The organism is Brachybacterium halotolerans (assembly GCF_016623465.1).
In the GTDB taxonomy this organism is placed as follows: Bacteria; Actinomycetota; Actinomycetes; order Actinomycetales; family Dermabacteraceae; genus Brachybacterium; species Brachybacterium halotolerans.
The window spans coordinates 237,401-258,017 of the sequence record NZ_JAEDAJ010000004.1 but is presented as its reverse complement, the minus strand read 5'-3'; the positions used below and the strand labels follow the sequence as shown (position 1 = coordinate 258,017).

The following is a 20,617-nucleotide window of genomic DNA, read 5'->3' as shown; positions in this document are numbered from 1 at the left end:
TCGTGCACCCGCTCTCCGAGGTGCCGGACGGCTCGCGCTCAGGCGTTCCGGCGCAGCCGCACGAGCACCTCGTCGTGCGCGGTGTGGGGGAACATGTCCACCAGCCGCGCGGCGGCGATCCGGTAGGAGGGCATGGCCGCGAGGTCCGTCGCCAGGGTGCGGGGGTTGCAGCTGGAGTAGACGACGTCGCGGACGCCAGAGTGCTCGAGGAAGCCGGCGAGGCGCTCGCCGATGCCGCGGCGGGGAGGATTCACGATGACGGCCTGCGGCGGTCCCGACGCCTCCGCCTCGCGGACCGCCCACGCCGTCGCGTCGTCCGCGTGGAAGGTCGCAGAGAGATGGGCCTCGGCGGCGGCCGCCCGGGCGGAGTCGATCGCCTCGGGGGAGATCTCCACACCGATCACCTCGCGCGCCAGCGGAGCGTCGGCATCCTGCGCGCAGTGGAGGGCGAAGCCCCCGACGCCGCAGTACAGGTCCCACACGCTCGCGGGGTCGATCTCGGCGATCCATGCTCCCACCTGCGCATAGAGCTGCGCGGCGACCGAGGAGTTGCTCTGCACGAAGGAGCGCGGACGCACCTGCAGCGTGATCGCGCGACCTGGCCCGGCGGGGTTCGCGGCCCCGTCCGTCCGCGCGTCGGTCGGCCCCGCCATGCGCATCCGCAGGGCGGCGTCGCCGGCGAGGTGGATCTCGGTCGGCCCGTCGAGGACCGCCTTGTGCTCGGGATGGATGTTCGCGCTGATCACGCGCAGCTGCGACTGGGCCTCGAGCAGCCGGGGGAGATGCTCGCGGATCCTCGGCAGCGGCTTCTCGCTGCGCAGCACGAGCCGCAGCATGAACTCGCCGTCAGGCGAGACGGTGACCAGCACGTTCTTGAGCTCGCCGCGGCGCCGGGACACGTCGTAGGGAGGGATCTGGGCGCGTCGCACCAGGGCGCGCACGTCCTCGAGCAGCTCCTGCACGCCCTCCGGGTACAGCGGGCAGTCCACCAGGTCGACGCCCGGGCCTCCCGGCGCGCGCCCGGGAGCGGAGAGCAGGCCCAGCACCGGATCTGCGGCGGTGCCGGTCGCGACCATCTTCGCGGTCGCCCGGAAGCCGGAGTCGGCGCTGCGCACGGGCGGCAGCCAGACCGCGCCGGGAGCGGACGGGGCGGCGGCGAAGGGGGCCAGCAGCTCCTGATACCGGGCCTGGGCACGCGCGATCTGCTCGTCGTGAGGGAGGGGGATCAGGGTGCAGGAGCGGCAGGTGCCGGCATCGAAGTGGTGGCACTGCACGCTGTGCAGTGTACGGCTCCGTCGTGCGGATGCGATCCCTCCGCGCCCGGCACGGGCGCGAGCTTGCTAGGTTCACGACGGGAGGTCGGGGGACCTCCCGGTCGGAGCGGAAGGACCATGATGCAGGGAGGCAGCACGACGGACGCCCAACCCGGGTTCGTCACCGATGTCGCGCAGACCTGGCGCACGCAGCGGCTCTCGTTCGAGATCGCCGGCGTGAGCCGCGTGTCCGTGACCGCGGATCCTCGCACCGCCGCCCCGGAGACCCTGGGTCCGCAGGCCGACGTGCCGCCGGTGCCCTTCGACGACGGGTGCGCGGGGCCCGATCAGGCGCAGCATCCGCCCGTCTCGACGGGGATCGGCGCCGAGGTGAGCCGGGTGATCGCGAACGAGCGCGCACGCGACGAGCTCGCGCTCCCCGGCGAGGTCGTGCTGATCCCGGCACTGGGTCCTGTGATCCCGACGTCCGCGCCCGTCGTCCCCACCGTGGAGGAGCTCGAGGACAGCTCCATCCTCGCGATCGATGCGCCCCCGCCGGAGGGCCCGGAGCCGCTGGATCCTGCGGATCCCTCCGATCTCCCGTCGGCGCTCGACCCGGTCGATCCGGCGGGACCGCCCGAGGGGGCCGAGGATGCGCTGCCCGAACCGGTGCGGCGGGACGATCGCAAATGGCTGCGCTCGCAGCAGGTGCTGCAGGCCGTCTGGGGCCCGGGAGTGGTGACGGGCTCCGGTGCGCTGATCGCGTCGGATCGCAGCTGGTTCGAACCGGCGGTGGCGATCATGCGGGAGGCCGACGTCCTCGGGAGCGCACGGGCCGGCGAGGACGTGGACCTCGTGGAGATCGCGCGCTGCGCGGCCCGCGAGACCGGGCAGGTCGCGATCGTGCACGTGCACGACGGCGTCCTCGACGTGCTCCCCACCGGCACGGACCCGCGGGTCCCGCACCTGCAGGGCCTGCCCACACGCGCGAGCCGGTGGCCCGGCATGTGTCCCCTGACCGGGGTCGACGAGCTGCGGCCCTGCCGCGCCGAGGGCGGCCCCGGCGGGGAGGAGGACATCCGCGCGCGCCTCGCCTTCGACGCGCGTCGCGCGCTCGCCGTCGGACTCCTCGGCTGCGGCGTCTGCCACGGTCGCGGGCGGACGGACGACGGCCAGGGGAACGACGTCGACGTGCCGCTCCCGCTCGCCCTCTCCCTGGGCCAGATCCCGCGGATCACCCTTCGCACCGGCGAGACCATCGAGATCGATGCCCTCGCGGACATCTACGCGGCCGGGGAGCCGTTCTAGCCCCTCCCCTCCGGGCGCCGCGCGGTGCGGGCCGTCGCGGGAGCGGTCCACGGGTCCTCGGGCCAGGGATGCTTGGGGTAGCGCCCGCGCATCTCCTTGCGGACGTCCTGGTAGGGACCGTCCCAGAAGGAGCGCAGGTCGTCGGTGACGGCGAGCGGCCTGCGCGCGGGGGAGAGCAGGTGGAAGAGCACGGGCACCCGCCCGTCGACCAGGCGCGGTGTCTCCGCGAGACCGAAGAGCTCCTGGAGCTTCACCGCGACGACGGGCCTGCCCGATCCGTCCGCCGCCGTCGAATCCGATGATCCTGCCGCGGCCGACGCGTCGGGATAGTCGATCCGCGCGGTCGACCCCGACGGCACGGCGAGCCGCTCCGGCGCGAGCTGGTCCAGCCGCGCGGCCTCCGGCCAGGGCAGAAGGCGCCGCAGCGCGGCGGTGAGGTCCAGGCGCGAGAGAGGGGCATCCGGGCGCAGCTGCAGCAGGTCCGGCAGCAGCCAGGCCTCGAGGGACGCGAGCAGGGAGGCGTCGTCCATCGCGGGCCAGGGGTCGCCGAGCTCGCGATGGATCAGGGCGAGCCGCGAGCGAAGGGTCCGTGCGGAATCGCTCCAGCTCAGAGAGGTGAGGCCGTGCTCTCGGAGGTGGGCGGCGCGGGCGGGGCCGACGTCGTCCGCCGTGGCGGCCACCGGGGTCGCGCGCAGCACGATCGCGCCCAGTGCGCGTTCCTCGCGCACCGAGACCTTCCCGCCCTCGAGCCGGGCCCGACGCGTCGCGCGCAGCAGCGGGCCGGCGAGGTCGAGCGCCGAGTCCTCTTCGAGCGGGGCGGCGGCGCGGATGACGGCGCCCGTGCCGTCCGCCGCGCGCCCGTCGGCCCGCTGCACCTCTGCGATCGCGAGCCAACTGCTGCCGGTGAGGCCGGAGCCCTCGGGAAGCGCGGCGCGCGTGCCGCCGGCCAGCAGGTAGGTGCGCGCTCCGGTCGCGGTGAGGCGGGCGATCCGCTCGGGCCGCGCGAGCGCGAGGACCTGGCCCGGGAGATCGTGGGGAGGGTGCGAGCCGCCAGAGGTCGAGGATCCGGTGGGCGACGGGGCGGTGTCGTTCCTCGCCCTCGCGTCCTCGGCGATCCGGCGCAGGCGGGCGACCTCGCGCCGCCAGCGGTCAGCGCCGGGCGCACGGCCGGCGCGCAGCTCCCGCAGCAGTCGCGGCAGGTCCGCATCGGGCGCACGGTGGTCGTCCGAGATCGCGGCGATCACCTCCGCGACCGCCTCGGGTGCGGCCATGCGCTCGGAGCCCTCGAGCAGGGCGCGCGCCTCCCGCACGCCGACGGGCAGACGGGCGACCCGCCTGCCGAGCGCGTTCGCCCGGCCGTCGGCGTCGACGAGCCCGAGCCCCGCGAGCACCTCGACGGCCCGAGTCGCGGAGGCCGCGGGCGGGGGAGTGAGCAGCGGCAGCCCGGCGAGCAGGGCGGGCTCCCCGGCCGCGCCGCCGTCCGCGCGCGTGACCTCCTCGGGGTCACCGGGTGCCGCCCACGGCGACCCCCACGCTGCGACCAGCAGGGCGGCGTCCGTGAGGTCCGCCGAAGCGATCTCCGGCGGGGAGATCGCGGGCATGCGCGCGTCGTCCGTCGGGGAATAGGCGCGCACCGCCAGTCCCGGTCCCTGGCGGGCCGCGCGGCCCGCCCGCTGATCGGCGCTCGCCCGTGACGCGCTCACCGTGACCAGCCCCGTCATGTCCCGTGCCCGGTCCCGACGGACCTCCCGGGACAGTCCCGCATCGACGACGAGGCGCACGCCGGGCACCGTCAGGGAGCTCTCCGCGAGAGCCGTGGAGACGACGACGCGACCGGAGGACGCCGCATCGGCCCCAGCTTCTCCCGCCTCTTCCGATGTGCGCCCTCGCGTGGCCCGGTCCTGCTCGCGCGCGGGCAGACGGCCGTGCAGGGGCAGCACCTCGAGGTCGGGGGCGCGCGAGCGGATCCTGCGCACCAGCTCGTCGACCTCCCGGGCGCCGGTCACGAACACGAGAGCGTCGCAGTCCTCCTCGGCCCGGTGCTCGACGGTGATGCGCGCGAGATGGTCCAGGAACTCCCGGGTCACGCCGCGGGCGTCGAGCCGCGGGGCGGCGCCGGGCTCGTGCGCGATGCGCAGCGGGTGCAGGGGAGCAGGGACGTCGACCACGCGCGCCCCGCCCAGCAGGTCCGCGACCTGCGCGGCGTCGAGCGTCGCCGACATCGCGACCACCGTGAGGTCCTCCCGCAGCGCCCGCACCTCGGCGAGCATGCCCAGCAGCAGGTCGCCGTCGAGCGAGCGCTCGTGCACCTCGTCGAGGATCACCGCGTCCACGCCCTCGAGCTCGGGGTCCGCGAGCAGTCGGCGCAGCAGGACGCCCGGGGTGAGCACCTCGAGACGAGTCTGCGGGCCGACGTGCCTCTCGCCGCGCACGGTGAGGCCCACGCGCTCGCCGAGGCGCGAGCCGTCGAGCTGCGCGATGCGTCGGGCCGCGGCGCGCACGGCCACGCGCCGCGGCTGGGTGACCAGGGTGCGTCCGGGCACGAGGTCCGCCACGAGCGGCGGCACGAACGTGGTCTTGCCGGTGCCGGGAGGCGCCGTGACCACGAGCGCACCGGACCGTGCCGCCTCGGCGAGCTCTTCGCGTGCGGCGGCGACGGGCAGGCCGGCGCCGATCGCCGCGAGGTCGAAGGGTCGGGGCGTCGTCATGGGACGAGGATCATCGCAGGTCGTCGGAGCCTTCGGTGGGTGCCGTGCACTCAGTCGATGAGGTCGAACTCGACGGAGTCCTTGCAGACGCTCGTCACCGACAGCGTCCACTGGTCCACGGAGATGGTGTCGCCCACGTGCGCGGTCTCGATCGGCCTCTGTGTGCCGTCGATGTCCGCGACGAGGTCCGCGCCGTCGTCGTCCGTGAGGTCCTCGAGCGAGACCTTCAGCGTGAGGTCGTCGCGCTTGGGCAGCGCCGGGTCGTTGGGCTTCTCGCCGTTGACCAGGAACGCCCCCTCACCGGTGCACGCGTCGGTCAGCTCGGGCTTCTGCTCCGGCGGCGTCACGGCGATCGGTTCGGCCGACGTCGAGGAGTCCCCGCTCGAGCCGTCCGAGCCGTCCGACCCTCCGTCGGACGCAGAGCCGCCGTCGGATGCTCCCGCGCCGGAGGCCGCGGCCGAGCCGCCGCCGTCGGACTGCGCGGTGCCGGACTGCGCGGCGCCGGAGTCCGCGCCGTCACCGCCGCCGCAGCCCGCGGCGAGCACCAGCACCGCGCCGAGCGCGCACGCGACGGACACGGGACGACGGGCGGCGGCGAGGCGATGGGGGAAGCGCTGCACTGCGGTCTCCTTCGAAGCGGTGGCAGGGCCGACGTGACGGACCGGGCCGATGGGACGGGCGGGGTCGATGGGCCGGACGGGGCCGACGGCCGAGCCCACGCTACCGGAGCCGTGCCCGACTCACGAGGACACATGAGGGGCACTCGGGCCGACCGTGCGAGAGACTGGCGCGGTCGCCGGAGGCGACATGCACGAACAGCACCCGCGAGCAGCACGCCCGAGGCGGAAGGAGGCGCGATGAGCACGCAGGAGCCCCGGACCCCGCGTCCCGCCGCGCCCTCGCCGGCCGCGCTGCGGGGACGCCCCGCGCCCGCTGCGCGCGTGCGACCCGTCGACTGGACCGCCACCGGCCGCCGCGCCCCAGACCAGGGCGAGGACCAGGGCGAGCATCGGGATGGACGACAGCAGCAACGCCCGGGGAGCAGTGCGCCGACGCCGCGGGGCCCGTCGGCCGGCGACCGCCTCCCCGCGCACCGCCGCGCCCGCACCGTGGAGCTCCCGCGCCCCGCGCAGGCGCCTCCCGCCGAGGCCGTCCACTCCCTCGTCCCCGAGGACCCGCGCCCGAACCTGCGCCCGCTCACGATCGACGAGGGCGCGATCCGCACCGTCGGCGTCATTGACGTCCCCACCGAGACCATCGTGCTCGCCGTGGCCGACCCGGAGGAGTCGTGGAGCGCCGACGCCGGCACCAGCGACCACTTCATGCGCGGCGGCCTCGTGGTCCAGGTGCACCGCGCCGAGAACGCCGTGATCGGCCTGTTCACCGCCCGCTACGCACTCTCCGTGCGCCCCGAGGAGTACGAGGACGCGCTCGACGCCGCGATCGAGGCCTCCGGGAGGTCGGCCCGCGGAGGCCGCGGCACCCGCCACCCCACCACCCGCCGCGAGCTGCTCACGCGCATGGAGAAGGCAGGGTTCGTCGTCACCCCCGGCGCCGGCCACGGGCGCGTCGCCCACCCCGACCATCCGGGCCTCTTCGTGCCCTTCGCGAGCACCCCGTCCGACGTCCGCTTCACCCGTCACGCCGTCGCCCAGATCCGCCGCGTCTTCGGCATCGACCTGCGGCACTGAACCAGCCCACCGTTCCGCCGTCCCACCACGCACACAGGAGAGCACCCATGACCCAGGCCATCAGCACAGACCAGGCCCCCTCCGCCATCGGCCCCTACTCCCAGGCCGTCCGCCACGGCGACACGATCTTCGTCTCCGGGCAGATCCCGCTGGACCCCGCCACCGGCGCGATCGTCGAGGGCGGCATCCGCGAGCAGACCCGCCGCGCGCTCACCAACGCCGGCGCGATCCTCGAGGCCGCCGGCTCCGGGCTCGAGAAGGCCCTGCAGGTCACCGTGCTGCTCGACTCCATCGACGACTTCGCCGCCGTCAACGAGGAGTACGGGACCTTCTTCACCGAGCCGTACCCCTCGCGCATGGCCTACGCCGTCGCCGCGCTGCCCAAGGGCGCGCTCATCGAGGTCACCGTGGTCGCCGCCGCCTGACCGTTCCCACCGTCCGCACACCCGCCCGCACCGCGCACCAGGAGGAGCCATGACCGCGTACGACCTCGACACCCTCGTCGACCGCACGTCCATGGGCTCCTCGAAGTGGACGGCGATGGGCGAGGCGGCGCGCACCGCCGACGTCGACCTCGAGCGATGTCGCGACACGGCGGGCGCCCCCATCGCGCCCTTCTCCGTCGCCGACCTGGACCTCGCCAATGCGCCCGAGATCATCGACGCCCTCCAGGGCGCCCTCGCACGCGGCCTCGTCCTCGGCTACACCGTCCCCACCGACCACTACCTGGGCGCCGTCACCGGCTGGATGCGCCGACGCCACGGCTGGGACGTCGACCCCGACTGGATCCGCGTGACGCCGGGCGTGATCCCCGCGTTCACCTGGGCCATCCGCGAGCTCACCGCACCCGGTGACGGCATCATCGTGCAGACCCCCGCCTACTACCCGATGTACCGGTCGATCACCTCGAGCGGGCGGCGCATCGTGCGCAACCCCCTGGTCGAGAGCGCGGGCCGCTTCCACCTCGACCTCGACGAGCTCGAGCAGCTCGCGAAGGACCCCTCGACGACGATGCTGCTGCTGTGCAGCCCGCACAATCCGACCGGCCGCGTGTGGGAGCGGTGGGAGCTCGAGGAGATCGCCCGGATCGTCCTGGAGAACGACCTGCTGCTGGTCAGCGACGAGATCCACGCCGATCTCGTGCAGGAGGGCCACGAGCACCTGGTCGCGTCGACGATCGACCCGCGGCTGGCCGAGCGGACGCTGGTCCTCACCTCGCCCAGCAAGTCCTTCAACCTCGCCGGGCTCGGCATCGCCAACGCGATCATCCCCGACCCGGGGCTGCGCGCACGGCTCACCGAGGCCCGCGACGACCTCGGCTTCGACAACCCCAACGTGCTGGGGGCCGTCGCGTGCGAGGCCGCGTACACGCGTGCCGAGCCGTGGCTGGACGCGGTTAACGAGCTGGTCGCCCGCAACCACCGCCGGGTCCGCGAGATCTTCGCCGAGCGCCTGCCCGCGGTGCGCGTGTGCGACCTCGAGGGAACGTACCTGCAGTGGATCGACCTGCGCGCCCTCGGACTCCCGCACGAGGAGCTGACCCGCCTGCACGCGTGCGAGGCGATGCTCTACTGCGACGAGGGCGCCGTCTTCGGCCCCGAGGGCGAGGGCTTCGCCCGGCTCGTCATCGCCACCCCGACGCCCGTGCTCGAGGCGGCGCTGGATCGCCTCTGCTCCGCCTACGAGCGGGCGCTCGCGGAGCGGCCGGGTGCGCAACGGCGGGATGCTCAGAAGCGATCGGCGATGGTCTCCAGTCGCGCCCTGTAGTCGGGCCAGTCCCCGCCGGCGGGCAGGTTCGAGTTGTCGCGGCGCAGGCCGGCGGCGCCGTCGATGCTCTCGCGCAGGATGTCCGCGTGGCCCGCGTGCCGGGAGACCTCGGCGGTGACGTGCACGAGGATCCGGTGCAGGGAGATCGTGCGGCGGCTGCGCGGCCACCAGGGGACCTCGGCCGTGGTCTCGAGCGGCAGTGCCTCGACGACCTCGTCGACGAAGGTCTGCACGCGCCGGTAGCGGGCGACCACGAGCTGTGCGCTCTCGTCGGCCGCGGCGTACATGTCGACCAGCGGGTCGGTCTCCTCCGCGGCCAGCGGCACCAGGTCCTCCGGGTGGGGGTACGGCTCGGGGGAGACCAGGGAGAAATAGCCGGCCTCGACGTTCGCGACGTGCTTGACCAGCCCCAGCAGGTTGGTGCCGGTGGGGGTGCGGGGCAGGCGCAGGTCCCGCTCGCTCAGGCCGTCGAGCTTCCAGAGCAGGGACTCCCGCGCTTCGCGCAGGTACTGCAGGAGGGTGGACGTGGGATCAGGGGTGGGCGCCATGGGGACCAGTCTGCCCCTCCTCGGCCCCGACCTCGAGGCTCACGGAGGCATGGGCGAGCGCGCGCAGCACCACCGTCAGCTGGGTGAAGGCGAGGGAGCCGATGAGCGCATGGCGGACGATCGCATCGGTGCTCGGGCTGCTCGAGGCGCTGGCCGACGGACCGGACGACGCGCACCGCGCGCACTGCGGCTCGCTGCGGATCCCCGCGAGGTCCTCCCTCGCGATCTCCTCGAGCGGGCGGGCGTAGCGCAGCAGGGTGGGCAGGTCCGCGGCGACGTCCTCGGCGCCCATCGCCCCGAGCAGCCGGTCGAGGGCGACGCGGGGACCGCTGCCGACGTCGGCCCAGCCCATCGCCCCGATCAGGGCCGCCACGCGCGGATCCTCGTCCTCCGGCGGCGGCTCCTCATGCAGACGGGCGAGCAGACCCGTCGCGATCGCCTGCGCGATCTCGAGGGCCTTCACGAGGGGCCGACCCTCGTCGATCACGGTGGTGAGCGCCCGGATGTCCTCGATGGGGGCATGGGCGAGCTCGCGCAGCGCGCGGATCAGCGCGAGGCGCTCGAGGTGCTCGCGGCCGTAGTCGAAGCGTGTCGTGGTGAGCCGTCGCCCGGGAGGGAGCAGCCGCTGTCGCCGGTAGTACTTGATGCTCGCCGTGCTCGTGCCGCTCGCGCGGGCCAGCTCGTTCAGCAGCATGCGATCCCCCTCGGATCTCGCCGGAGCCGCCGCGCAGATCCTCCGGTACGGTCGGATAGTGCGAGGACCAGCAGCTATCTAGATGGCGCCGTGTCGCCCGTCACATTACCGTCGGCCCATGGGCACACCCGTCGTCGTCATCGTCCTCCACGCGCTCGGCGCGCTGATCGTCCTCACCCTGGGGCCGATCCAGATCTTCCGGCGCCACCGCGACCGTGCGCACCGCTGGCTGGGCCGCACGTGGGCGATCTCCATGGTCCTCACCTGCGTCTCGAGCTTCTTCATCCACCCGCAGGGGCTCAGCTGGCTGCACGCGCTCGCGGTGTGGACGCTGTTCTCCATCACGATGGGCGTCGTCAACATCCGGCGCGGCAACGTCGCGTCGCACCGGGTGTGGATGATCGGCTCCTACCTGGGCACGTGCATCGCGTTCGTCTTCGCGATCCTGTCGCCGGGGCGGCTGATCCCGCATCTTCTGCGCTCGGACCCGGTGCTGACCCTGGTCTTCTTCGCGGGTGTGGTCGCGCTCGCCGTGGCGTGGGCCGGGATGGTGGTCCGCGTGCGCGGCACGCGCCGCGATGCGCGTCGGCCCCTCGCCGTGGAGTGAGGCCCGAAGGACCCCCGACAAAGAAAGCGCCCCGGCTCGTCCCCACGAGCCGGGGCCATCCCTTTCCCCCGCGTTCCGGCTTCAGTGGCGGGGCCACCTCCTCAGAAGGCCCGGCCGCCGGTAACGCGTTGGGTATAGATAACCAGCCTGTCTGCAAGATTCGCTGGAGCGTCCCTACGGGTTTCCTGGGAAGGGCGCCCCAGGGTGTGCAGATCCTGTGCGCCCCTCGCATCGCACCAGGTCAGCGCGGGGAGCGTCGGGTGCTGCGAGCACGTTCTCTGCACCGCCGGATACGAGGTGATCCGCATCACCGCGAGCCGGCGGGCGCGCGCCGGTCCCGCGGGTCCGCGTCCTGGTGCTGCGCGGTGCGCCGGTAGTACATCGCGAGCACCGCGCCGGAGAGGTTGTGCCAGATCGAGAACACGGCGCCGGGCAGCGCCGCGGCGGGGCTGAAGTACTGGGCGGCGAGCGTGGCGGCGAGACCCGAGTTCTGCATGCCGACCTCGATCGAGGTGGTGCGGGAGGTGCGGATCGGCTGGCGCAGCACGCGCGCGAACCAGTAGCCCAGCAGGTAGCCGAAGCCGTTGTGCAGCACCACCGCGAGCAGCACGAGGGCGCCCGCGGAGACGATCTGGTCGGCGCTGCCGGAGACCACCGCGATGACCACCAGGGAGATGCCGGCGACGCTCACCCACGGCAGTGCCGGCAGGATCCTGTCCACCAGGCGCGAGAGCACGAGGCGGATCACGAGGCCCGCGATCACGGGGATCAGCACCATCTTCACGATGCTCAGGGCCATCTCTCCGGCATCCAGCGGCATGAACGCCCCGGCGAGCCAGAGGGTCAGGACAGGGGTGAGGATCGGGGCGATGAGCGTGGAGATCGAGGTCATCGTCACCGACAGCGCGGTGTCCGCCTTCGAGAGGTAGTTGATGACGTTCGAGCTGGTGCCGCCGGGGGCGCAGCCCACGAGGATCACGCCGGCCGCGAGCTCGGGCGGCAGCTGCAGCACCCAGGCGATGGCGAAGCCGACGAGAGGCATCACCACGTACTGCGCGAGGACGCCGATCAGCACCGGCAGCGGCCGCTTCAGCACGAGGGTGAAGTCGGGGATGGTGAGCGTGAGCCCCATCGCGAACATGATGATGCCCAGGAACAGGTTCGTGTACCCGGAGATCGCCTGGCCGGTGGCCGGCACGAAGAAGCCGAGCGCGGCGGCCGCGAGGATCAGCACGGGGAACACGGTCACGGCGACGCGCGCGGAGCGGTCCTCGCTCGTGGATCCGGCCGGGGCCGACGGGGGTGTGGGCGGAGCGGAGGTGGGGGAGGAGGGATTCTGGCTCATGCGCTCACTCTAAACCGGACATCCAGGATCTGAGACGCACTCTCGGCATGCGGGCGGGCGGGGCGAGGCGGTTCCCTCAGCCGTCGGCCTGGCCCCGCGCGGGCATCGGCCACTCGTGCACGGGGCGCCCGGAGTGGACGCCCTCGATGTACATCGCGGTCATCCGGGCGAGGGCATCCTGGCGGCTCGCGCCCCGCAGCTCGAGGGAGGTCACGGTGTCGATCTGCCAGCGGGCGCCGTTGCGTCCCGAGCGGGCACGCCCCAGCAGCACCGAGGTGTAGCGCTCGATCACGTCCTCGTCGGTCCCGAGGTCCCGCAGCCCCTGCATGGCCTGGGGGATGAGGTGCTCGACCAGCAGGTCCGCGACGCGCACCTTGCCCAGGCGCGGCCAGGTGATGCGGGCCTCCAGCCCCCACCGCGCGCACAGCTCGAAGTGCTCGGCGGCCTGCTCGAAGCTCATGCGCGACCACAGCGGGCGCCGCTCCTTCACGAGCGACTCGAGGATCCCGTAGAGGAACGCGGCGTTCGCGGCCATGTCGATCGCCGACGGCCCGGCCGGCAGCAGACGGTTCTCCAGGCGCAGGTGGGGCATGTCCTCACCGGGATCGTAGATCGGCCGGTTCCAGCGCCACACGGTGCCGTTGTGCAGCATCAGCTCGTGCAGGCGCGGGGACGCGCTCTCGGCGAGCAGCGGCTCCTCGGCCATGGTGCGGGACTCGGGGATGAGCGCGGGGAACAGCCGCACGTTCTCCTCGAAGAGGTCGAACATCGAGGTGATCCAGCGCTCGCCGAACCACACCCGCGGGCGCACGCCCTGGGTCGCGTACTCCGGCGGGCGGGTGTCCAGGGCCTGCGTGAACGCGGGGATCCGGTTCTCGTGCCAGAGACGGCGGCCGAACAGGAACGGCGAGTTCGCGCCCAGCGCCGCCTGCGGGCCGGCGATCGCCTGCGCGGCGTTCCAGACGTCTGCGAACTGCTCGGGGGAGACCTGCAGGTGCAGCTGCATGGAGGTGCATGCGGCCTCGGGCCCGATCGAGTCGAACTCGACGTCGAGCCCGCGGCCCTCGCCGCTGATGCGCAGGTGGATCTCCTCGCCGCGCGCCTCCATCACCGTGTTCTCGAGCGCCTCGTAGCGCGCACCGGGGGAGCGCCAGGAGTCGTCCTCGAACATCTCGGAGGTGAGGGTGGGCAGGTGCCCGACGGGCACCACGCGCGCGCCGTGCCGGCGCGCCGTGGCGTCGGCCTTCTCGATCCGCTCGTGCAGCTGCTGCTCGAGGTCCCGCAGCCCGCTGCCGCGCGGATGGGTGACCGGCAGGTTCGCCTCGACGTTGAAGCGACCCAGCTCGTGCACGAAATCCGGGTCGTCGATCGCGGGGATGACCTCGTCGGCCAGCAGGGCCGGCGACATCGGATCTCCGGCGTCGGATTCGACGGCGAGGTTCATCTCGAGCTCGACGCCGATGGTGCCCTCGGTGCGGAACTCGGCGGTGTCCAGGAACGTCTCGAACAGGTCGAGATTGCGCCTCAGCTCCCGCCGGTAGTGCGTGCGCTCGCTGCGGGTGTACTGGGTCGAGCCGATCTCGCGTCCCATCGCGACCTCCCCCTGGACTCCGGTGCGCACGGGGCCGACGAACGGGCCGACGGGTGGGTCGGTCCGCAGCCTCCCGCGCGCGGGTGCGCCCCATCAAAGCACGTGGCCGGGGCGCACGGAACGCGTGCTCGCGCGAGGGTGCCCCAGCGCACGCGGGGACGGTGCCGGGGCGGGTCCCGGGAGCCCCGTTATCCTGAGGTGACCAGGGCGTGCCGTGGGGGCGCCGACGCACGGGACCGGACGGGGTGGGGCGGATGGCGCAAGCGGCGGGAGCGCCGAGCGCGGCCGAACGGGCGTACCTGCGGATCCGGGAGCGGATCCTCGACGGCGACCTGGCGCCCGGAGCCATGCTCGGGGAGGCCGGGCTCGCGCAGGAGCTCGCGGTGAGCCGCACGCCGGTGCGGGCAGCGCTCGTGCGATTGCAGCAGGAGGGGTGGATCGCGATCTACCCGCAGCGCGGAGCCCTGGTCCGCGGGCTGAGCCAGCGTGCGGTGGAGGAGCTCGCCGAGGCCCGCGCGATGCTCGAGATCACGAGCGCGCGCCGCGCGGCGCCGGACGCCCGGCGGCGGAGCGCCGCCCGGCTCGAGGAGGCCCTGGAGGCGCAGCGTCGCACGGTGCGCACGCGCGACCTGCGGGAGCACGTGACCGCGCTCCTCGCCTTCCACCGCTGCTTCGTGGAGGCGGGCGGCAGCGACGTGCTCCTGGAGCTCCACGCGCGTCTGGCCGACCGCCACCGCTTCGCGCTCTCCGTCGAGGGCGAGGCGCTGCTGGAGCGCGGCGAGGAGACGATCCGCGAGCACGCCGCGCTCGCGGAGGCGTTCACGAGCGGGGACCTGGACCTCTTCGAAGAGCGGCTGCGAGCCCACGTCTCGGAGGTGGGATCGCCTCGCGAGGGCGTCTGAGGACCCCTAGACTGGGATACAAGTCGTGTCCGAGATTCGCCCGGGCATGACCCCGTTCGAGGAGAGCACGATGTCCCGACCCGCCGCGCCCACGGGCACGACCACCGCCGCCGACCCGCGCGGCGTCTCGCACCCGGAGCATCGCAGGACCCTCGCCGTGCTTGTCGTCGCCCAGATCCTGGGCACGATCGGGCTGGGCGTGGCGCCCTCGATCGGCATCCTGCTGGCCGGCGAGGTGACGGACAGCGAGGCCTGGGCCGGCCTCGCCCGGACCTCCTCGACGCTCGGCGCCGCCCTGATGGGCGTGCCGCTGGGGATGATGGCGGCCCGGCGCGGACGCCGCGTCGCCCTCACCGTCGGCTGGTGGATCGCCGGGCTCGGAGCCGCCCTGCTGGTCCTGGCCGCGCAATGGGACCTCGTCGTCCCGCTGTTCCTCGGACTGCTGCTGACGGGCGCCGGGACGGCGGCGAGCCTGCAGGCGCGGTTCGCCGCCACGGACCTCGCCTCGCCGGCCACCCGGGCGCGCTCCCTCTCCCTCGTCGTGTGGATGGGCGCCATCGGCAACGTGCTCGGCCCGAACCTCGGCGTGCCCGGCCAGGCGATCGGGGCGGCGACGGGGCTCTCGGTCTATTCCGCCGCCTTCCTCATCGCCGCCGTCGGGTCGGTCGTGGCCGGGGCCGTGGCGCTCGTGCTCCTGCGGCCCGATCCGCTGCTCGTGCTCGCCCGCGACAGCGCCGCACCCGACCTGACCGTCCGGTCCGCCCGCCCCGCCTCGCGACGGCAGCGGCTGCGGGACATGGCCCGGGAGTTCCGCGTGAACCGTCGCGCCCGCACCGCGCTCGTCGCGATCCTCACCTCCCAGACCGTCATGGTCGCGCTGATGACCATGACCCCCGTGCACGTCCAGCACGAGGGCGGGTCGGTGACGATCGTGGGGATCACGATCAGCCTGCACGTCGCGGGCATGTACGGGCTCTCGCCCGTGGTGGGCATCCTCATCGACCGCGTGGGGCACCGCGCCGCCGTCGTCGCCGGGATCGTGCTCTTCGCGGCCTCGCTCGCGCTGGCGGTCCTCGCCTCCGGGTCGATGGCGGGGGTGATGGCCTCGCTGATCCTGCTCGGACTGGGATGGTCCTTCATGAACGTGGGAGGGTCGGCGCTGTTCGGCGCGGCGGTCTCCGACCGCGCGCGGGCGTCGGCGCAGGGAGGGGCGGACGCGCTCTCGAACCTGTGCGGAGCCGTCGCCTCCTTCGCGTCGGGGCCGATCATGGCCGTCAGCAGCTTCTCGGTGCTCGGCATGATCGGGGCCGTGCTGCTCGTGCCGGTCCTCGTGCTCGCCCTCGGCTCCGGGTCCTGGCGCGAGGACCGCGCCCCGGCGTCCTGACGGCGGGACCGCGTCGCCCCCGACCCGCGGCTGCGGATCGGGGGCGACGGTGGGGGACGGGGCCGTCGGGGCCTCGGCGGCGACGGATCCCGCGCCGGGCTCAGGGCTTCTGGTGCGACAGCGTCAGCACCTCGGAGTCCCAGCTCTCCCAGTCGGAGGCCGTGTCGGGATCGCCGAGGGCCTTGAGCACGCGGACCTCGATGATGTACTTCCCGTCCTTCGCGGTGACGGTCTTCCCCTTCGCGGTCTGGTAGGTGCCGTCCCAGGGCAGCGCCTCGGTCTCGGAGGAGCGGCCCCACTTGCTCTCGGAGCTGACCGTGCCCACCTTGGGGTTCACGAGCCTGCCCTTCGAGCCGTCGGCCTTGGCGTGGTACACGGCCACGTCCAGGCGCTCGACCGGGTAGTCCAGGTAGAAGAGGACGTAGGGGACGTCGTCCCCGGACGTCGAGTACGTCGCGTCCGTGCCGGAGACCGGCACGATGTTCTCGCCCTGCGCCTTGCCGAGGGCCGGCAGGCCGTCGTGGGCGCCGAGCACCTCGACGTTCTGGTAGTCGCCGGACATGCCCGCGAAGGGCACCGAGAGGTCCTCGTCATCACTGGTCAGCTGGACCCAGCCGCCATAGATGATGCCGTCCTCGCCGAAGTCCTCGCTGATCCGCGCGGTCACCAGCGCCGAGCGGTGCGGCTGGATGGTCACCGTGCGGCTCGAGAGCCGCACGGAGGGGTCGGCGACCTGGAAAGCCGGGTCCGACGGCGAGCCGCCGGTGGCGACGCCGGTGCGGGTCGAGACCGCATAGGTCTTCGCCGCATCGCCGTCGTTGCGCACGTTCACCGTGACCGAGTGGGCGCCCTGCGAGCTGTCGCCGAGCGAGATCGTCGGCTCGGCGACGGACGTGGAGGTGTGGGCGGCCTCGACCATGTCGAGCATGCCCGCGCCCTGACGGTGCACCGGCTCGAGGTAGCCCTTCCCGGGCTCGAGCGACCAGTCCAGCGGGTCGGCCGTGTTCACGAGCGCCGACTTCACCTGCTTCGGCGTCCAGCCCGCATGCTCCTGCAGCATCAGCGCGGCCGCGCCCGCGACGTGCGGGGAGGCCATCGAGGTGCCGGACTTCGTGCCGTGCCCGCCCTGCTCGAGAGGCACGGTCGAGTAGATCTGCCCGCCGGGGGCCGACAGGTCGGGCTTCAGGCCCAGCTCGGCCGTGAGCCCGTACGAGGAGAAGGACGACATGAGGCCGGCGCCCGCGTTCGGGAACACGGCCACGCCGTCCTTCCAGGCGATCTTCGTCGTGCCCGCCGCGATGGCCTTCTGCAGGGCGATGCCGTCGTCCTGGGTGATGGAGACGACGGGGATGGTGATCTCCGGGTCGCCCGCGACGGTGGGGCTGATGAGGCCGGCGCTGTTGTTGTAGAGCACGACCGCGGTGTACCCGGCCTCCTGGGCGTTCGCCGCCTTGTCGTGGAAGGAGCAGGTGCCGCGCTTGACCAGCAGGGCCTGCTTCTTCTTCGTCGGCTTCGGCACCTCGGCCGGATCGCAGGCCAGGACGGGGGCGTCGGCCGCGTCCGAGTCCTCGCCGGCGCTCGCCAGTACGACCTTGCCGGAGGTCGGGACCGTCCCGCCGTCCTCGGCGGAGGTGAAGCCGTACTTCGTCTTGCCCACCGCGAAGTAGGGGGTGTGCGCGTCGGTGTTCTCGACCGAGCCGACGGTGATCACGTCGCTGCCGACGCCGGGAGCGCCTCCGGAGAACGTGCCGGCCTCGCCCTCGTTGCCGCCCGAGGCGACGACCACGACGCCCTTGGCGGTGATCTCGTTCGAGGCCTGCGCGGTCGGGTAGTCGTCCCAGGTCATGAACGAGGCGCCGAGCGACATGTTGATGACGTCGACGCCGTCGGCGAAGGCGCGGTCCATCGCGGCGAGGATGACGTCGGTCGAGCTCGTGCCCTTGCAGCCGAAGATCCGGTACGAGGCGATGTCGGCCTTCGGGGCGACGCCGGTGACGTCGCCGTCGGCCCCGATGATGCCCGCGACGTGGGTGCCGTGGCCGCCGCAGTCGTCCGGGTACTCGTCGGGCTCCGGGACGCTGCCCGGGACCGTGGAGTTGTAGTCGTCGCCCACGAAGTCGTAGCCCATGGTCACGCGGGTGCCGGGGAAGTCCTTCGTCTGGTCGTTCGTCCCGGAACCGCCGAGGTCGGGGTTGTTGTAGTCGACGCCCGAGTCGATGACGCCGACGGTCACCCCCTCGCCGTCCAGGCCGTCGACCTTCTGGACCGTGTCCACGCCGGTCATGGCGTTGGCGTACTCGTCCTCGGGAGAGGCGTCGCCCTGATCCGGCGGCAGGGCCACCTGCATCACGGGGTAGACGGCGGTGACGCCGTCGACGTCCTGGAGGGCCTCGGCGTCGGCCTTCGTCATCGAGACGGCCATGCCGTTCCAGGCATGCGTGAAGGACTGGTCGACGGTCACGTCCAGGCCGTCCTTCTCCGCCTCCTCCACGACGCCGGTCTGCTTCGTCTTGAGCGTGCGCTGGGGAGTGCCCTGCGCCTGCGGGGCGCCCTCGACCTGGACCAGGTAGCGGTCGGGCACGGAGCCGTTCACGTCGTCGAGGGAGGGGGAGCCCTTCGCGGGGGCCTCGACTCCGTGGGAGGAGGCCGTCCCGAGGTCGTCGCCCTGGCCGTCGGCCTGGGCGGGGAGGGGGCCGAACATGGCTGCGGCGAGGGCTGCCGCGGCGCCGGCGGTGAGGAGGGATCGTGGGGAGAGGAGAGCGCGGCGGTGCGCAGGGAGGTGTCTCATGGGCTGCCTCGGGGAGGGGAGAGGGATGGCCGGCGGCGCCGGGTCGGGCTCCGGAGGAGAGGACCCCGACGTGACGCATGACACCATGCCCTGACTGCGCTCGGTGGGCGTCGGCGGACACCGAGACCCATCCGTGACCTTCCCGTGACATCCCGGGCCCGGTCGGATCCCGACCGATTCCCGGCCGATTCCCGACCAATCCGGATCGCTCGATGCTCCGAACACCCCTCGTCACCGTCCCCTGCGGCCTGTCGGCCGCACGGTGACTCCGAACGGAGGCATCATGCGTAAGACGATGAAGTCCATCTCCCTCATGGCAGCCACGATGGCGGCGGTCGGCTTCGGCGCGACCGCACCGGCTCTCGCCGAGGGCAGTGACGCGCACAGCTACCAGGCAGATCTCACCGAGCTCAACGATTCCGGTGCCTCGGGCACGGCATGGCTCACCCTCGACGGCGACCAGCTCACCGTGAAGATGGATACCAAGGGCCTTCTCGACGGTTCGCCGCACGCCCAGCACATCCACATCGGAGGCAAGGGCGAGTGCCCCGACCCGAACATGAAGGGTTCGGGCGAGGACGGCGCCCTCCAGACCAGCGATGCCGCGGAGTACTACGGCATGATCGGTGCGTCGCTCACGACGAAGGGCGGGACCGGGCCGGACAACGGTCTGGACGTCGAGAACTTCCCCACGGGTGACGGGCACTACGAGCGCACCATCAAGGTGAGCGATGACGTGGCCTCGTCCCTCAAGGACGGCAAGGCGGTCGTCGTCGTGCACGGTGTTGACCACAACGGCAACGGCAAGTACGACGGTGACACCAAGTCGGATCTCGATCCCTCGCTGCCCAGCGAGGCCACGGATCCCGCGGCCTGCGGTGCGGTCACCGTGAGCCAGATGTCCGACATGCCGCAGGGCGGCGTCGAGACCGGTGATGGCACGACCGCGGGCATCGAGGATGCCGGTCTGCTCGCAGCCGGTGGCGCGCTCGTCACCGCTGGCGTCGTCGGAGCCGTCGTGAGCCGTCGTCGCAGCGCGCGCACGGAGAAGTGAGAAGCAACTTCTCGCGATGAGCAGTGTGAAGAAGCAGCACCGCCGCGGCGGCCGTCTCTGGGCGGGCGCCGCGAGCGGTGCGCTGTGCGTGGCGGGGATCGTGCTCCTGATCGTCTTCTTCGTCGATCAGGAGCCGCCCCCGCCTCAGGCGCCCGCCGCGCAGAGCGCGTCCAGCAGCTCCGGCGAGTCGACATCGCCGACGAGCGACGCAACGCCTACCCCCTCGGCCTCCGCGACCCCCAGTCCGAGCTCCGCCGCCCCCAGCACGCCCGCGGCGCTGCCGGCATCGAAGCCGGTCCGCGTACGGCTGCCGGATCGCGACATCGACGGAGACGTGTTCGGGATCTCGCTCGCCGATGACGGCTCGCTGCCGGCCCCCAGCGGGGCCCGCAAGGACGACGCCGCCTGGTTCGACGGATCGCCGACTCCCGGTGAGCAGGGCCCCGCGGTGATCGAGGGTCACGTGACCTACAGCGGGAAGCCCTCCGTGTTCTTCGAGCTCGGTGCGGTGCGCAAGGGTGACCGTGTCGACGTGGACCGTGAGGACGGGAGCACCGCGACCTTCGAGGTCTATGACATCGGCCGCTTCCCCAAGGATTCCTTCCCGACATGGGCCGTGTACGAGAACACGTCGAGCGCCGAACTGCGGCTGATCACCTGCGGCGGCACCGTCGACGCGGACGGACGTCATGCGGACAACGTGATCGTCTTCGCCAAGCTCGTCGACTAGGCGGTACCGACCGGGGACGTTGACGACGCGAGAGAATGGTGTTTGGTCGCCGCAGCTGCGGTGGGATCGGTGCTGATCGCCGTGGCGGTGGTGGATCCTGCCCTCGAGGGCGCCGCGGCGCTCGTGCCCGTTGATGTCTCGGCGTGCGTGGGCCCAGCCGTCGGCCAGGGTGTGGTGGAGGCGTCCAGTCCGCCGTTGGTCCGCGGACGGCACGGACGCGTATTCGAGCCCAAGGCTGCGACACGTG

At 73.1% G+C, this 20,617-nt stretch carries 17 protein-coding genes; 9 read left to right on the top strand and 8 right to left on the bottom strand.

The window, feature by feature from the left end:
• Positions 1 to 38: 38 nt before the first annotated feature.
• Entirely contained in the window at positions 39 to 1,274 is a 1,236-nt protein-coding gene (locus I8D64_RS09765) for a methyltransferase domain-containing protein (protein WP_200502306.1), read from the bottom strand.
• A gap of 117 nt (positions 1,275 to 1,391) precedes the next feature.
• Here I8D64_RS09765 and I8D64_RS09760 point away from each other — a divergent pair, with 117 nt between their 5' ends.
• Positions 1,392 to 2,561 carry a hypothetical protein gene (locus I8D64_RS09760; protein ID WP_200502305.1) on the top strand — a complete coding sequence of 390 codons (1,170 nt, stop codon included), beginning with the start codon at positions 1,392 to 1,394 and terminating at the stop codon, positions 2,559 to 2,561.
• Here I8D64_RS09760 and I8D64_RS09755 read toward each other — a convergent pair.
• Both I8D64_RS09755 and I8D64_RS09750 read right to left on the bottom strand, forming a co-directional pair.
• A complete protein-coding gene (locus I8D64_RS09755; protein ID WP_200502304.1) occupies positions 2,558 to 5,269 on the bottom strand; it encodes an ATP-dependent RNA helicase in 2,712 nt (903 codons plus the stop codon). The genes I8D64_RS09760 and I8D64_RS09755 overlap by 4 nt on opposite strands.
• A gap of 50 nt (positions 5,270 to 5,319) precedes the next feature.
• Complete coding sequence (locus I8D64_RS09750) at positions 5,320 to 5,889, bottom strand: hypothetical protein (protein WP_200502303.1); 570 nt, start codon at positions 5,887 to 5,889, stop codon at positions 5,320 to 5,322.
• A gap of 237 nt (positions 5,890 to 6,126) precedes the next feature.
• On the opposite strand from I8D64_RS09750, the gene I8D64_RS09745 reads away from it, so the two are divergent.
• Genes I8D64_RS09745 through I8D64_RS09735 form a run of 3 tightly spaced genes read left to right on the top strand, consistent with a single transcriptional unit; the run spans position 6,127 to position 8,727 of the window.
• Positions 6,127 to 6,960 (top strand): hypothetical protein, encoded by an 834-nt coding sequence (locus I8D64_RS09745; protein WP_200502302.1) that lies wholly within the window; start codon positions 6,127 to 6,129, stop codon positions 6,958 to 6,960.
• Positions 6,961 to 7,007: 47 nt separating this feature from the next.
• Positions 7,008 to 7,385 carry a RidA family protein gene (locus I8D64_RS09740; protein ID WP_200502301.1) on the top strand — a complete coding sequence of 126 codons (378 nt, stop codon included), beginning with the start codon at positions 7,008 to 7,010 and terminating at the stop codon, positions 7,383 to 7,385.
• A gap of 49 nt (positions 7,386 to 7,434) precedes the next feature.
• Positions 7,435 to 8,727: a MalY/PatB family protein gene (locus tag I8D64_RS09735; protein ID WP_200502300.1), complete on the top strand. Its 1,293-nt coding sequence runs from the start codon at positions 7,435 to 7,437 to the stop codon at positions 8,725 to 8,727.
• Here I8D64_RS09735 and I8D64_RS09730 read toward each other — a convergent pair.
• Positions 8,688 to 9,275: a DinB family protein gene (locus tag I8D64_RS09730; protein WP_200502299.1), complete on the bottom strand. Its 588-nt coding sequence runs from the start codon at positions 9,273 to 9,275 to the stop codon at positions 8,688 to 8,690. The genes I8D64_RS09735 and I8D64_RS09730 overlap by 40 nt on opposite strands.
• Complete coding sequence (locus I8D64_RS09725; protein WP_200502298.1) at positions 9,259 to 9,969, bottom strand: MerR family transcriptional regulator; 711 nt, start codon at positions 9,967 to 9,969, stop codon at positions 9,259 to 9,261. The genes I8D64_RS09730 and I8D64_RS09725 overlap by 17 nt, the downstream gene beginning before the upstream one ends.
• Positions 9,970 to 10,087: 118 nt before the next feature.
• Between I8D64_RS09725 and I8D64_RS09720 the strand changes: the two genes are divergently transcribed.
• A complete protein-coding gene (locus I8D64_RS09720; protein ID WP_200502297.1) occupies positions 10,088 to 10,576 on the top strand; it encodes a DUF2306 domain-containing protein in 489 nt (162 codons plus the stop codon).
• A gap of 307 nt (positions 10,577 to 10,883) precedes the next feature.
• Here the strand turns inward: I8D64_RS09720 and I8D64_RS09715 are convergent, their stop codons facing one another.
• Together I8D64_RS09715 and I8D64_RS09710 are read right to left on the bottom strand one after the other, a co-directional pair.
• Positions 10,884 to 11,921 carry a bile acid:sodium symporter family protein gene (locus tag I8D64_RS09715; RefSeq protein WP_200502296.1) on the bottom strand — a complete coding sequence of 346 codons (1,038 nt, stop codon included), beginning with the start codon at positions 11,919 to 11,921 and terminating at the stop codon, positions 10,884 to 10,886.
• A 76-nt stretch (positions 11,922 to 11,997) separates the two neighbouring features.
• Complete coding sequence (locus I8D64_RS09710; protein ID WP_200502295.1) at positions 11,998 to 13,512, bottom strand: glutamate-cysteine ligase family protein; 1,515 nt, start codon at positions 13,510 to 13,512, stop codon at positions 11,998 to 12,000.
• A 254-nt stretch (positions 13,513 to 13,766) separates the two neighbouring features.
• On the opposite strand from I8D64_RS09710, the gene I8D64_RS09705 reads away from it, so the two are divergent.
• Both I8D64_RS09705 and I8D64_RS09700 read left to right on the top strand, forming a co-directional pair.
• Entirely contained in the window at positions 13,767 to 14,414 is a 648-nt protein-coding gene (locus tag I8D64_RS09705; RefSeq protein ID WP_200502294.1) for a GntR family transcriptional regulator, read from the top strand.
• A 70-nt stretch (positions 14,415 to 14,484) separates the two neighbouring features.
• On the top strand, positions 14,485 to 15,798 hold the full coding sequence (locus I8D64_RS09700; RefSeq protein WP_200502293.1) for an MFS transporter: 1,314 nt from the start codon (positions 14,485 to 14,487) through the stop codon (positions 15,796 to 15,798).
• A 100-nt stretch (positions 15,799 to 15,898) separates the two neighbouring features.
• Here the strand turns inward: I8D64_RS09700 and I8D64_RS17615 are convergent, their stop codons facing one another.
• Positions 15,899 to 18,586: a S8 family serine peptidase gene (locus tag I8D64_RS17615; protein ID WP_200502292.1), complete on the bottom strand. Its 2,688-nt coding sequence runs from the start codon at positions 18,584 to 18,586 to the stop codon at positions 15,899 to 15,901.
• 283 nt (positions 18,587 to 18,869) lie between these two features.
• Between I8D64_RS17615 and I8D64_RS09690 the strand changes: the two genes are divergently transcribed.
• Together I8D64_RS09690 and I8D64_RS09685 are read left to right on the top strand one after the other, a co-directional pair.
• Complete coding sequence (locus I8D64_RS09690) at positions 18,870 to 19,640, top strand: CHRD domain-containing protein (protein ID WP_200502291.1); 771 nt, start codon at positions 18,870 to 18,872, stop codon at positions 19,638 to 19,640.
• Positions 19,641 to 19,656: 16 nt separating this feature from the next.
• Positions 19,657 to 20,370 (top strand): class F sortase, encoded by a 714-nt coding sequence (locus tag I8D64_RS09685; RefSeq protein ID WP_200502290.1) that lies wholly within the window; start codon positions 19,657 to 19,659, stop codon positions 20,368 to 20,370.
• The last annotated feature ends 247 nt before the right edge of the window (positions 20,371 to 20,617 follow it).